Origin of the sequence: Streptomyces sp. WM6378 (genome assembly GCF_001279695.1) — a bacterium.
In the GTDB taxonomy this organism is placed as follows: Bacteria; Actinomycetota; Actinomycetes; order Streptomycetales; family Streptomycetaceae; genus Streptomyces.
This window is the reverse complement of the sequence record NZ_LGDD01000336.1, coordinates 1-13,603: the sequence shown is the minus strand read 5'-3', so window position 1 is coordinate 13,603 and position 13,603 is coordinate 1. Positions and strand designations below refer to the sequence as shown.

The 13,603-nt window shown below is 68.1% G+C and carries 8 protein-coding genes and 1 pseudogene; 6 read left to right on the top strand and 3 right to left on the bottom strand.

The genetic code is table 11. The features are described from left to right. Window positions 1-418 precede the first annotated feature (418 nt). The gene (locus ADK54_RS37600) at window positions 419-1,321 is read right to left on the bottom strand and encodes a LysR family transcriptional regulator (protein WP_053730319.1); all 903 of its coding nucleotides are present in this window, start codon (window positions 1,319-1,321) and stop codon (window positions 419-421) included. Window positions 1,322-1,430: 109 nt separating this feature from the next. On the opposite strand from ADK54_RS37600, the gene ADK54_RS37595 reads away from it, so the two are divergent. Continuing rightward, entirely contained in the window at window positions 1,431-2,636 is a 1,206-nt protein-coding gene (locus ADK54_RS37595; RefSeq protein WP_078966943.1) for an MFS transporter, read from the top strand. A gap of 126 nt (window positions 2,637-2,762) precedes the next feature. Next, window positions 2,763-3,988 (top strand): annotated as a pseudogene (locus tag ADK54_RS37590) (IS1380 family transposase); the annotation flags it as partial. Between the two features lie 452 nt (window positions 3,989-4,440). Here the strand turns inward: ADK54_RS37590 and ADK54_RS37585 are convergent. Continuing rightward, entirely contained in the window at window positions 4,441-7,755 is a 3,315-nt protein-coding gene (locus tag ADK54_RS37585; RefSeq protein WP_078966942.1) for an ALF repeat-containing protein, read from the bottom strand. Window positions 7,756-8,185: 430 nt separating this feature from the next. Between ADK54_RS37585 and ADK54_RS37580 the strand changes: the two genes are divergently transcribed. From ADK54_RS37580 to ADK54_RS44260, 3 genes are all read left to right on the top strand, one after another. Further along, window positions 8,186-8,656, top strand: coding sequence for a hypothetical protein (locus ADK54_RS37580; protein WP_234392368.1), 471 nt, complete (start codon window positions 8,186-8,188; stop codon window positions 8,654-8,656). A gap of 88 nt (window positions 8,657-8,744) precedes the next feature. Further along, the gene (locus ADK54_RS37575; protein WP_053730316.1) at window positions 8,745-10,271 is read left to right on the top strand and encodes a trypsin-like serine protease; all 1,527 of its coding nucleotides are present in this window, start codon (window positions 8,745-8,747) and stop codon (window positions 10,269-10,271) included. Between the two features lie 249 nt (window positions 10,272-10,520). Beyond that, complete coding sequence (locus tag ADK54_RS44260; RefSeq protein WP_078966941.1) at window positions 10,521-11,072, top strand: hypothetical protein; 552 nt, start codon at window positions 10,521-10,523, stop codon at window positions 11,070-11,072. A gap of 135 nt (window positions 11,073-11,207) precedes the next feature. Here ADK54_RS44260 and ADK54_RS37570 read toward each other — a convergent pair whose 3' ends face one another. Beyond that, a complete protein-coding gene (locus tag ADK54_RS37570) occupies window positions 11,208-11,576 on the bottom strand; it encodes a hypothetical protein (protein ID WP_053730315.1) in 369 nt (122 codons plus the stop codon). 1,111 nt (window positions 11,577-12,687) lie between these two features. On the opposite strand from ADK54_RS37570, the gene ADK54_RS37560 reads away from it, so the two are divergent. Further along, entirely contained in the window at window positions 12,688-13,107 is a 420-nt protein-coding gene (locus ADK54_RS37560; protein WP_053730313.1) for a hypothetical protein, read from the top strand. Window positions 13,108-13,603: the final 496 nt, after the last annotated feature.

Sequence of the window (13,603 nt, the reverse complement as noted above, 5' to 3'; positions counted from 1 at the left end):
CAACGTCCGGATCACCGAGACCATCTGCCGGGGGAACACGAGCCATAGGCACACGCCGCTGGTCAGCGGCGAATTCGCGCTCGCGCGATGAGCCAAGGGTCGTCACGCGGCGCCCGATACCCCACGGGCGGTGTTGCCCATTCCATTCAGACGCCGCTCACCTTACTCAGACTGGGCGCTGGCCGACGTCCCCCAATCCAGTGGCGCTCTCTCCACGTACTTCCGGGGCCGAACACGTTCGAGCCCGCTTGTGTGACACACCGTCATGTCCCATTCCGGGGCGGGGAGAACCCGCCACAGCAGTACTGGGAGGGGAGGACCCACGCCAGCATGTGGCGGACCCGGATCCTGCGGGAGGGCGCGTCATGGGTCCGCTGGCACCCGTTCTGAGGCGTTCTGCGGCAAGGAGTGCGGGCCGTCAGGCAGTCGTCCCCGTCGTCTCAGCGACCGCCAGTGCGAAGGCTTCCGCCTGCGCGGAGGGCCGCAGGCGATGGTGGATGAGGCCCAGCTCGGAGTCGGGCAGGCCCTGCACCGGGACGAAGGTGAGGGAGTCGCGGCGCCCGTGGTAGTCGGCCGTGGACCGGCACAGCAGCATGGCGCCACGGTTGGCCGCAGTCAGACTCAGCCCTTCCTGGAGCGTGTTGACACTGGGCCCGGCTGGTACGGGGAGGCCGGCGGGGGTCAGGCCGGGGGCCTGGGCCCGGCGCCAGTACTCGGGGGCACCGCCGTCGATGCCGATGAGCCGGCAGTCGGCGAGTTCCTCGGCGGACAGCGAGTCCCGGGCGGCGAAGGAGTGTCGGACGGACACGGCGAGGGTCTGCGGCTGCCGGGAGAAGACCGGGCCAAGGACGAGGTCGTCCTCGGCCACCGGCAGCAGGACCACCGCGCAGTCCACCTCCTGGCGGCGCAGCGGCCCGAAGGGGTCGGAGAGCGGGATCTCGACGATGTCGATCGCGCAGTCGGGATACCGGTCCCCGAACCGTGCGATCGCCCGGCTGAGATAGTCGTCGACGGTGCCCTGGAAGCCGATGCGCAATGTCCCTCTCATGCCTCGCGCGGCGGCCCGGGCCTCGTCGACCGTGGCGCGCAGGGCGTCGTACGCAGGGCGCAGGTCCGCGAGGAACTGCTCGCCCAGCGGGGTCAGGCGCACCCGGCGGCTGGTGCGTTCGACGAGCGGGGCGCCGATACGGCTCTCCAGGGAGCGCAGCAGTTGGCTGACCCGGCTCTGGGAGACGTACAGCCGCTCGCCCGCCCGTCCGAAGTGCAACTCCTGGGCGAGCACGAGGAATGACTCCAACTCACGTATCTCGACACCGCTCATGGTTCCCTTTCCGCACCGCCGCTCCGCGCGGCCGATCGAGTAGTCCCGCTTATCGAAGGATGAGGGATCGGCCGTTGTTCCCGCAGGTCGGGACGGGTTGGCTGGTCACATGGCACAGACTAAGGAAATTGCGGGCACCACCGGGGTGCCGGAGCATTCGGCGGCCCGCGGCTGGCTGGGCGTCGCGGCGGTCGCGAGCGCGACGTTCACGGTGGTGACGTCCGAGATGCTGCCCGTGGGCCTGCTGACGCCCATCGGGGACACACTGAAGGTGACTGAAGGCACCGCCGGACTGACCCTGACGATCACCGGCCTGGTCGGCGCGGTGTCGGCGCCGCTGCTGACACCGCTGTTGGGGCGGTTCGACCGGCGGACGGTGCTGTGTGCACTGATGGCGGTCCTGACAGTGGGCAACCTGATCGCCGCGTGGTCGCCGCACTTCGCGGTGATGGTGGCCGCCCGCGTACTCGTGGGCATCGGCATGGGCGGCGTCTGGGCGATCGCGGCGGGCCTGGCGATACGCCTGGTGCCGCCGAAGTCGATCGGCCCCGCAACGTCGTTGATCTTCAGCGGGATCGCGGTGGCCTCGGTCCTCGGCGTCCCGGCCGGTACGTACATCGGCGAACTGGCCGACTGGCGGACGGCGTTCGTGATCGTGGGCGCGCTGGCACTGGTCGCACTCGTTGCCCTGGCGGCCCTGCTGCCGCGGCTGCCGGCCGAGCAGGAAGTGCGGCTCAGCGGTGTGATGCGGCTGTTCGGCGAGGCGCGGGTGCAGACCGGACTGGCCGTAGTGGCGCTGCTGGTCACCGGACACTTCGCCGCCTACACGTACGTGCGACCCGTACTCGAGGAGGTCTCGGGGGCGAGCGCCGGGATGATCGGCACGCTGCTCCTTGTGTACGGAGTCGCGGGCGTGGCAGGCAACTTCGCGGCCGGTGCGGGAGCCGGGCGGTCGCCGCGCTCCACCCTGATGGTGATCAGCGCAGTGCTCGCGGCCACGGTCGCGCTGGTACCGGTGCTCGGCGGCTCCGTCCTGACCGCCGGTGTGCTGCTTGCTGTCTGGGGACTGTCCTACGGTGGTGTGTCGGTCAGCACCCAGACCTGGCTGCTGGCTTCGGCGCCCCAGACGCGCGAGGCCGCATCCTCACTGTTCGTCGGCGTCTTCAACGGGGCGATCGCCCTGGGCGCGCTGGTCGGAGGCCTGGCTGCGGACGGTGCTGGGGTCACCGCGGTGATGTGGCTGGGCGGCGGGCTCGCCGTCGCGGCGCTCGCGGTGGCGGCGCTCGGCAAGGCCCCCTCGTCGGGACGCCTCTGAGACCGGGCCCGGCGCCCTCCCCCGGGCCACGCCACCTCGTTCGCGGGGTCGGCAGGGCCGGGCTCCGGGGGGACACGGGCCATAGGCACACGCCGCTGGTCAACGGCGAAATCGCGCTCGCGCGATGAGCCAAGCGCGTCACACGATCCCGGCAAGATCCTGCTGAACGTCGCGCTCACGATGGCACTGGGCGGCGACTGCCTGGCGGATGTGGGCGTGCTGCGGGCCGAGCCGTCCGTGTTCGGACCGGTGGCCTCCGACCCGACGGTCTCCCGTCTGATCGACACCCCCTCCTCGGGCCAGCAGCGGGGCCCTGACCGTGATCCGCGAGGCCCGCGCCGAAGTCCGCTAGCGCGTCTGGCAGTCGGCCGCCGAGGCTGCTCCAGATGTAGGAGGGGAGGTGATCGTGGACATCTAGGGGGTCCTGGTCCTGGCGCACTCCGAGAAGCAGGACTCCGCCACGACTAGGGAGAAGACCTTCGGCCACTACCCGCTGACGGCGTTAGTCGACCACGGCCGAGGCGGGAGCGTGGAGCCGGTGGCCGCCCTGCTGCGGCCCGGCAACGCAGGCTCCAACACCACCGCCGATCACATCACCACCGCCCAACGGGCCCTGGCCCAGTTGCCAAAGAAGTACCGGCGTGGACGCACCACACCGATCCGCACCGACTCCGATGGCGGCACCCATGCATTCGTCGCCTGGCTCGCCCAGCGTGGCCGCTGGCTGTCGTACTCGGTCGGCATGACCATCACCGACGTCATCCACCAGGCCGTACTCACCACCCCCACCTCCGCCTGGACGTCGGCCGTCGAACCCGACGGGGAGATCCGCGACGGCGCCTGAGCCGGCCGAACCTACCTGCGACGTACTCAAGCTGACCGATGGAGAGGCGGCTGATCATCCGCAAGGAACGCCCACACCCCGGCGCCCAGTTGCGCCTCACCGACGCCGACGGGCTGCGGCTGACCTGCTTCGCCGCCAACACCCCCAACGACGTGATCGCCGCACTGGAACCGCGGCACCGCCAGCGCGCCCGAGCCGAAACCCGCATCCGCAACGCGCGCGCCGCCGGCCTGCCCAACCTCCCGCTCCGTGACGCCGCGCAGAACCAGACCTGGCTGGAGATCGTCTCCATCGCCCTGGACCTGCCGGGCTGGATGCCGACGCTCGCGCTGACCGGCACCGCCCGCCTCTGGGAGCCCCGCCGCCTGCGACTGCGGCTCTTCTCCGTCACCGGCCAGTACGCCACCACCGGACACCACCGCATCCTCCGCCTCGCCGGCCACTGGCCCTTGACCGAGATCATCACCGCGCCCTGGCGCGACTCCAGGCCCTGCGGAACCCCGGCTGACCCACAGCGACCCGTCCCTACGAGCAGCACCACGACCGGAATCGTGGAAGCCGACGCCCACCCGACGCGACAGCCGGGCCTCGTACTGCCCGTCACGAGCTGAACAGTACGAAACGGCCCACCAGTTGAACTGATGAGCCGTCACTAAAGATCGAGGTTAGTTCCTTGCGTCTACCAGTTCCACTTGTTCGAGTTCTTCATGTACTTGTACGACACGATGGCCAGCGCGAGAGAGAATACTCCTATCCCTGCTGCCACCAATCTCCCTCCAATTCCGAGACCGGATATCGGGCTTACGGAAGTTCCGAACCCTCCCAGTACCCCGATACACGCGAGGAAAAGTGACCGCCAGTCGAAGAGGATCGGACTGATCGCGTTTATGGTTCTTTTGGTGGCTCTTCCAGCTCTGGTTGAGTTGAGCCAGGGGTTCATGGATTTCATGGCGTTGGGTTTCAGATAATGGGGGGCTTGGGCCGCTGGTCGAACGGACCGGGTTCGAGGTAGCGTACAGGCCCGCCGGCGGGGAGCAGGTAGTCGACGATGGTGCTACCGAGCGCGACGGGCGTGCCGAACACCCTGGCTGCCATAGCTCCGCCCGGTCCTACGACGAGTCCGACTTTCTGGCCGCCGCTGATCGCGTACCCGAACCCCTTGCCTGTGATGTATGGGCCGATGAAGCCCTTGAAGGACTCCTTCGCTTCGTCGGTCCGCCCGATCAATGAGAGGGCCGCGGCGTCAAGTGCTCCTCGATAGCTGAAGAACCCGACGACGTTGCGTACGCCACTGGGTATTCCTGCGTCGCTGTGTGCGGGGAATTGTGAGGAGTGGTCGTTCTTGGGGTCGTCCTGCGGCTTGTAGTTAATCTTGGCGTTCTCTTCGGCCTTCTTGCGGGCGGCTTCGGCCGCGGTGCGCTGTTCCTGGTTGCGCTTCTCGGTGGCGGAGGCGAGTGCCTGCTGAGCGGCACGGCTGGCTTCGGCCGCGTCCTTGCCTGCGTCCAGGGCGGCCTGGCGTGCCGTGGCCGCCGAGGCCGCGGCGGAGTCGGCGTAGTTGCTGGCTTGGGCAGCGGAGTTGGTGGCCTGGGCCGCCGAGTAGTTGGCTGCCCTGCTGGCTTTCTGGGCGGTTGCCGCGGCGTCCTTGGCGAGTTTCGCGGAGGCAGCTGCTTCGGCGGCCGACTTGTCGGCAGCCTGCGCGCTCTCCTTGGCCCGCAGAGCGTGGTCCTGGGCGTCCGCGGCGGACTTCTTGGCCGCGGCCTCGTACCGTTTGGCGTCCTCGGCCCGGCCGCGGGCAAAGGCCGCTGCCTCGGCCGCGCTGTTGGCGTTCTCGTATGCCTCGGCAGTGGTGCGGGCCGCAATGCTGATCTGCGTGCTGATGGCGGCTTCGTGGGTGTAGGTGTCCTGGTCGGCCTGGGCGGCCTTGTACTGGATCCGGGTGACGAAGACGTTCCTCATCCAGTCCGGTCCGGCCATGGCGATGCGTGCGGCAGCCTTCACATACGGTCCGCCCTTTTCCAGGATGCGGAGGGTTTCCACCTTGTTGTCGTCGGCCAGGACGCGCGGGTACTCGGTGGTGAGGAAGGTGTGCAGGGCCTTGGCGGAGCCGTCGTTGAGTGCCTTCTTCCCCGCTTCCCGCACACCCTTGCCGGCGCCTTCCATGACGCGTAGGACCTGGATGCGGTATTCGTCGCGCTGGCCTTCGAACATGCCAGCGGTCAGGAACTCCTCGACCGCCCGGGGACCGTCCGTGAGGGCCTTCTCGGCCACGGCCGCGGTCTTGGCGGCGCCGATGGTGGCGAGGTGGACGACGGTTTCGCGGTCGTCCTCCTGCTCTGCCGCAACGCGCCCGGAGCTGAGCCAGGCGAGCATGTCCGTGTCCGTACCGGACAGGGCGTTGCCCGCGGCCTTCTGGGTCCAGGGCCCGTCGCTGCCGAGCAGGTTGAGCGCGGCCCGGCGCGCCAGAGCCACCCCTGCGCTCTTGTCGCTCGCCGCCTTCTCTGCCGCGTCGGCCAGGAGTTTCTTGGTCTCCTCGCTCGTCCGGGCGGCCTGGGTCTGCGCGCGGTCCTTGGCCTGGCCGATCTCCTGGCCAAGGGCCGTGAGCTGTTTGGCGTCTGTGGTGGCGGCGGCTTCGTCCTGTTCGAGCCGGTACTGCTCGGCCTCGCGAGCGACCTTGCTGACGTTAGTGGCTTCGTCGGTGGCCTTGGCGGCGGCCTCGGCGGCCTTCAGCGCCGCCTCCGCGTGGGCGGTGGCCTTCTTAGCTTCCGCGTCGGCCTCGCCCGCATGATCGGCCGCCTCGTCGGCTGCCTCGGCTGCCTTCTGGGCGTGGCTGGCCGAGGAGTTGGCGTATTGATGGGCTGCGCGCGCCGCACTGGCGGCCTGGGCGGCCAGGTTTTGCGCACGCCCCGCGGCGCGGGTGGCCTGGCCCGCTGCGGTACGAGCGGTCGCGGCTGCTTCGCGAGCGCGCTTGGCCTCGCTCGCGGCAACCCCGGACTGCTCACTGGCGCTGGCGGACGCGTCGGCGGCCGCGGCGGCGTTCTGCCCCGCCTGTGCGGCTGCTGCGGCTGAATCCCCGGCAGCAGCACTCGCGTCCGCCGCGTGGCTAGCGGCTGCGGCGGCATCCTTGGCCCCGGCGGCTGCCTCCCGTGCTAGCTGGGCTGCTTTGCGGGCGTCGGCGGCCTTGTTCCGGTCTCCGATCGCCGCGTTCGCCGCGTTGTAGGCCCGGGCCGCTGCCTGGCCCGCCACTGCGGCCGCGGACGCGGCGTTCGAGGCGGCCCTCGCGGCCGTCCGGGCAGCGGCGACCGCGGTGTTGGATGCGTCTACCGCGGCCCGGGCCGCTCCTGCTGCTCCTTCGGCGGCTTGTGCCGCTCGGCTCGCCGCCTCGCCAGCCTTGTCGGCATCGCCCTCGGCCTCAGCGGTCTCCTTGGCAGCTTTCTCCGCCGCCTTTTTCGCCAGGTCCGCGGCCACGTCAGCCCGCGACGCGGCCTCTTTGGCTTGGTCGGTCGCGAACTTGGCCTCCTTACCAGCCTCTGTCGCGGCCCTGGCCAACTGCGTTACGGTCATCAGCTCCTGGTCACGCGCCTGTGCCAGATACTGACCGTTCTCGAGGAACGTGACGAGGTCCTGAGGCGTGCCGTTCATGGCGCGCTTCCCCGCTTCCCGCAGTGCGGGTCCTCCCGTTTCCATCAACTGCAGGACTCTGATTCGGTTGTCCTCGAAGGCGGCCTTGGACCAGCCGCTTTGCAAGAACGCGTCCAATGCCTCCGGACTGCCGTCGTTCAGGGCCTTCTTGCCTTCGCGGTTGACCCCCTGGCCGCCCTCGTTCATCGCCCTCAACACCGCGATCCTGCGGTCGTCCTGCAGGGGCTTCTCAAAGCCGGACTTCACGAAGTCCAGTACGTCCTGAGGGGAACCCGACAGAGCCTTCCGTGCAGCCTCGGACACCCCCTTCCCGGCAGTGGGCATCATCTTCAGGACCGTCACCCGCGCATCCTCCACCTGAGCGCGGCGCAGGTTGGTGGCGAAGAACTTACGCAACTCTTCGTCACTGCCCAACAGAGCCTTGGCCGCTTCGCGTTTCACCCCCTTCCCGCCCGCCAGCCACTCATCCACCGCTTGCGCACGACTGCCCGCAGGCGGGTTATAGCCCGGCTCCACTGGTGCGGCCTGTGCCGCCGTGGTGGAGAACACGACTGCCGACATGCCGAGCGCGACCAGTGCCGCGCCCTTATCTCGTATGCCAGACACGGAGTAGCGAGGCCGCTTGGACCATTTCATGATGGGGTGTCACCATCCTCAATGAGACGGTAAGGAAAGGGAATTCAGTCAGGACTGCCTGAGTGGCAACCTCGAAACCCCATCACACCTAAGTCACAGGTAAATAAAGGACCAAAGGCCCGCGTGGCGCCCGCTCAAGGGTGGGAGGCGACAGGACGAAGCCGCCTTGACCTGCATCTTTGATGCAGGGTCTTTGGTCCCGTAAGGCGCGACTGAACTGCCGGTAACCGGGTACGGGTTGATGTTGATCACAGCGGGTTCGCCGGGTGGACCCTGAATTCTCGTGCTACTTCTGGAGTATGACGCTGCCTCGGCCTGGGCTCGGAGCCTGACGCCCCCTTGCCCGGTAGGCGGCTTTTTCCTGAACTCCCAACAAATCCAGAGAGGGTCTTTTGTGATGCGTGTGCGATGGCAGTGGATGATTCCGGCCGTGGCGAGTGGCAGCCTGCTGGTCGCGGGGATAGCTGTCGCGGCAGACCCCGACTCCACCAGGTCCACCGGTTCCGGCAAGACTGCCGATATGGCGATGCCCTCGACGGTGGAGACCTTCGACTACCCGGACGCCGCGAAGATCCTCAAGGAGAAGAACCTCAAACTCAAGCGCGGGGACGGGCACATCGTGCTGGCTGAATGCGGAAGCGCCCCGAATCTCATGCAGTTCATCGGCCGTGATCAAGACGACTTCTGCTTCCGCACCATCGGCGACAACGGCTACCTCAGCCTGGAAGTTCCGGCCGTCGCCGGTGTGCAGACCGCCGACCACACGGCGCACATCAAGATGACGGTCGACGACAAGACCAAGTCTTACGACATCGGCAAGAACGATTTCCGGGGCATCGGCGAGACCACTGACCCCGAGGGCCGCAATCACACCCTCGTCGAAATCCGCACCGCCAAGTAGCCCAGCCCCGCACGGTTCTACAGACGTGCGCGGGTTGTCCTTGTTCCCATACGCCGCTGCTCTCACTCTCGCCCAAGGAAGCCTTGATATGCCCTTCACTCCCGCCCGCACCGTCGGCGCCGCCGGGCTCGTCACCGCGGCGCTCGCCGCCAGCCTGGTCAGCGCGGCTCCGGCCGGTGCTGTCGTCGGCGAGAAGGCCACCGATGCCCCGTACGCGGCGATGGCCCAGCTGAAGATCGGCGACACACAGCGGGCCTGCTCCGGAGTATTGGTCAACCCACAGTGGGTACTGACCGCGCAGAGCTGCTTCACCGACGGCACCGGTGAGGCCAAGCCCGGGGCGCCGAAGCAGAAGACCACCGTCACCGTGGGACGTTCCGACCTGACGCAGAAGGGTGGCGCCACCCTGGCGGCGACCTGGCTCGTGCCCCGCCAGGACCGGGACGTGGTGATGGTCAAACTCGCCCACCGAGTCCAGGGCGTCACCCCCCTGCCCCTTGCCACCACCGCCCCGAAGACGGGCGAGCAGATCAGTACGCTCGGATTCGGACGGACGGCCGACAGCTGGGTCCCCGACGTGCTTCACCAGGCCACCTTCACCCTCGGCGCCGTCGGCGCAACCAGCATGCAGCTCAACGGATCCACCAAGGCAACCCTGTGCCAGGGAGACGCCGGAGGCCCCGCCCTGCGCGCCAAGAACGGCGGCTACGAGGTTGTCTCCGTCAACTCCCGCTCCTGGCAAGGTGGATGTCTGGGCACCGACCCGACGGAGACCCGCACCAGCGCCAGCAACACCCGCGTCGACGACATCGCCGACTGGATCCGGCAAGGAACCGGCGTACCGGGCGACCTCACAGGCAGCGGTCACCCCGACATGCTGGCCATCGACGACAAGGGGCAGCTGCGGCTGTACCCCGGGCTCGGCAACGGCCAGCTCGGCAACATGAAGGTCATCGGCACCGGCGGTTGGAGCGGCGCATCCATCGCGCACCGCGGAGACTTCACCGGCAACGGTCACGAGGACGTCATCGCCCGCATCGGTACCACCTTGCGCGTCTACCCGAACCAGGGCGACGGCACCCTCGGCTCCCCGATCACCATCCGCACCGGCCTGCCCACTGACGCGCAGGTGGTGGCCACGGGCGACACCACCGGCGACCGGATCCCCGACCTCGTGATCCGCCAGGGCGACCAGCTCTACTTCTACGCAGGCGACCCCGACCACCGGCCCTTCGTGAAGGACCCGGTACTGCTCGGTGGCGGTTGGTCCCCCTACACGCTCTCCTCCCTCGGGGACGTCAACGGCGATGGCATTCCCGACATGCTCGCCCGCAACACCAGCACCCAGCAGCTGCTCTTCTACCCCGGCCGCGCCGACGGCCGCCTCGGTGACCGCAGCGTCTTCGGCGCCGGCGGCTGGGGCACCTCCTGGCGGCCTCTGGTCACCGGCACGGCCGACGCCGCCGCCACCGGCAGCCCCAGCCTGTGGGCCACTACCCAGGACGGCAAGCTCCTCTACTACGCGGGCGGAAAGAACGCCGACGGCACCCCCAGCCACGGCACCGCGACCGTCATCGGCGGAGGTGGCTGGAGCACCATCCGCGCCATCAGCTGACCCGGGCTGACTCCCGCCCGCTCATGACATCCAGGCTTTCGGCCGCAGCAGAGGGAGTGCACGGCCGGGTCGGTCACCCCGTCCCGGCCGGCATCCCCGCGCAGAAGACCGACCTCACCTCATCCGGAACCGTCCAGCATCGTCCGTCGGCAGCGGGCTGCCTACGACCGCGACCGCCGGGCAGCAGGCAATGCCAAGCGCGAGCCGCCACCGGAGTCACCGCCTCCCGCCTCGCGGCCACGAGTCGTCGTGCTCAAGCCGCAGGTGGTGGACTTCGGGCCGGTTGCCCTGGGTGAGATTCCGCCCGGCCGGGTTGTCACGGTGAGCCTCAGCGACGACTCGATGGTCCGCTACGCGTGGGTGTTGAAGTCCTGCGGAGATTTCTGGGATGTAGTCGAGTTGCAGCCGGTCCGCGATGTCTCAGCGGTGAAGCTGCGGCTCCGAGTCCATCCGCTGTCACCGCACGATGGAATGGGCCCCCGTCACGACCAACTCCGGCTCGTGGTTGACGACCTCGTCGTGATGGTGCCGGTCTGCATGAATGTGGTGGAACCGGCTCCGCCACCGCCACCTGCACGTCCGTCACCTCCGCCGAGACCTCGACCGCCACGACGGCCAACACCGCCCCCGTCGCAACCGCCGAAGCCGCCTCGACTGACGCTCGCCAACTGGCGCGACTTCCGGCTGACGTGCCTGGGCTTGTTCATGCTTCTCAACGTCCTGGTGCTACTGGGGTCCCTCGTGTTCGCCGGTATCTGCACGCTGCTGAATGGCACAACCCTGAAGTCGGGGCACAGCTAGCAGCCGCAAACTTCGTACGCCGTGTACCCGGAGTCCTGTGGTGTTGGGCCGGACGCCAGAGCGATCGCGACGCTGAGCGCCCCTCTCCTGCCCCTTCAGGCTCCCCTGACTCACGGGGCGATTTTCGGGCGGTGGTCAGCGCGGAGGATTCCCGTAGCGGGGCAGCATCTCCACCTCATGGAGACTCACCGTCAATGGCACGTGCCAACGTCCTGCCACACAGTGCGTTTTGTCCAGCCCGTTGCCGATGAAGAAGTACACGAAGCAGTTCTGGCACGCCCGCCATCCCGCCTGATGCGCGTACTTGGAGTTGAAATCCCGCGGATCTTCCACGTAGTACGTCTCCGGCGACGGGGTGTGGCCGTGCGGGTTATTCGGGCAGCGGGTGGGGCCGGGGGTCGTGTAATACGCCGCCTTGCAGGTCTGGCACCATTTCATGCCGAGGTAACCATGGTTGACCCGGTCGTGGTTGAAGTCGCCCCACTCGTCGACGAACCAGTACACCCCACTACCGTCGACGTAATGGCTGTGGTCCCACAAGTGCTCAACCGGGCAGTGACCGTTGTCCCCCGCCCCCGCACGCCACATCCCCTGACACCGCCGACACCAGCGGAACGCCGCGTTCGTCTCCGCGGACGCCGACGTTGCACCCCCCAGCACCACACCCGAAGCCACCGCAAGCGCACCCACGAACACAGCACACCGACCCATCACCCCGCCCACCGCCCTCGTAACCACACGCGCAGGGCTGGGCCGGTTCGCGTCCCCCGCCATCACTCCCCCTCGGCGCAACACCAACGTCGGACACCGCCAGCGTGACCGCGGCCACGCTCGGTGGCCAACACACCAGCCAGGGGCGCGCGGAAGCACAGTCCGGCACACGCCCAGCTCGCATCCAACCGACGGCGTCAGACACAAGCGTCGGAGGAGCAGCGGACAGGGCGGGTTTCTCAGGATTGGACGGCGGCTTCGATCACGCACATTGGGCCCTTGGCCGATCGCCCCGGTCTGACCAGCCGCCCACGGTCAGGCGTTCGCGTACTCCTGGATGTGCGGCTGATGACGGCTGAGAACTATGGTTCCAGGCACCGCACTTTGGCCTCTATGTTTTGTGGCCGTCCGTCGGCGCAGGCGCCAAGCAGTCACAGTGAAGTCGAATGCTGATCCTTCTCGGCGCCGGACCGGCCCTGTGCTACGTTCGGGCCGCAGGGGCATCGTCGATCAGACTTCGAAAGCGCGTGCCGAACTGAACCGGCTGGGCCGGTCCCTGCGTCGGCAACTGGTCGTGCTCATCACCGATTTGACCATTCGCGTCCACCTCCGCCGACTCTCCCTCGACGAGCCGAAGTTCGCTCGGTTCCAGCCGCTGCACTACCACTATGCGGCCCCAATACCAAGGCAATCGCCCAGCGCGCACCACCGCTGCTGAGACGGCCTCCCGCGCGGCCTCAGTCCTCCGCTCGGCCGGCTGGGACGTCACGACGTCGCAGGAGAATGACGACGGGATCCTCTGGATGGTGGTCGACGCTCGCCGGGACAGCAATGACATCGGCGTCCTGACGAGCGAGGACACACTCACCGTCGTGTTCCGCGGACACACGCCCGAGCTGGCAGTGTGCCCGCCGCAGCCGGCCCATCAGCCCGAGCCTGCGCGAACACCGCAGCCCTCGACCGCGGCACCGACCCCGAACTCGTCACCGGATGGATCAACCAGACCCAGACCGAGAAAGCAGCCGCCCAACGCCAAATCGGCGAGACCCCCGCCGCCCGCCGCACCGTGCTCACCGAACCCGAGATCCGCGACCTGGTCGAACAGCTCGGCGACATCACCTCGGCCCTGGCATCCGCCGCACCCGAGAACAAACAGCGCCTGTACGAAGCCCTGGGCCTCAACCTCGTCTACTATGCAAAAGAGCGGATCGTGACTGTTGAGCCACAACCCGCTCTGATGTGTACACGTGGTAAGTGTCCGAGGGGCAACACAGGCCACAGGCACACGCCGCTGGTCAACGGCGAAATCGCGCTCGCGCGATGAGCCAAGTTCGTCACGCTACGCCCGACACCCCACGGGCTGTGTCGCCCATCCTGTTCGTACCCCACTCACTGTACTCAGGCTGGGCACCAGCCGGCATCCCCCAATCCAGTGATGCTCTCGACACGTACTTCCACCGCGTCTCCGCCCGCTGGGAAGGGAAACGCGCCATGGTCGCGGTCATACACAAGCTCGCGCTCACGATGTGTGAGTCCTGCGCGACCGGCTGCCCCACCGGGAACTCTGCGCCAACTACTTGCGCCGCAGCTCGACACCAACCGCACACTGCGGCGCATGGCAAAGGAGACCAAGAGCCCAGGTCTCGTGATCCGCTTCGAGCTATTCCTACCGCTTGACTGGCCCAGTTGCCGGGCCCCTCAAACCAGGGCCGACTGAGCTTGACCGGGTTCAACCAGTGGATGCAACACTGGCTTATTTCATCGATAGTAGATGGTCGTTGAGGGCTTCGGCGGGTGTCTTCCAACCGAGGCTCTTCCGG

Coding starts and splice junctions, on each gene's coding strand:
- ADK54_RS37600 (WP_053730319.1), bottom strand. CDS start 1,321: ATGAGCGGTGTCGAGATACGTGAGTTGGAGTCATTCCTCGTGCTCGCC.
- ADK54_RS37595 (WP_078966943.1), top strand. CDS start 1,431: ATGGCACAGACTAAGGAAATTGCGGGCACCACCGGGGTGCCGGAGCAT.
- ADK54_RS37585 (WP_078966942.1), bottom strand. CDS start 7,755: ATGAAATGGTCCAAGCGGCCTCGCTACTCCGTGTCTGGCATACGAGAT.
- ADK54_RS37575 (WP_053730316.1), top strand. CDS start 8,745: ATGCCCTTCACTCCCGCCCGCACCGTCGGCGCCGCCGGGCTCGTCACC.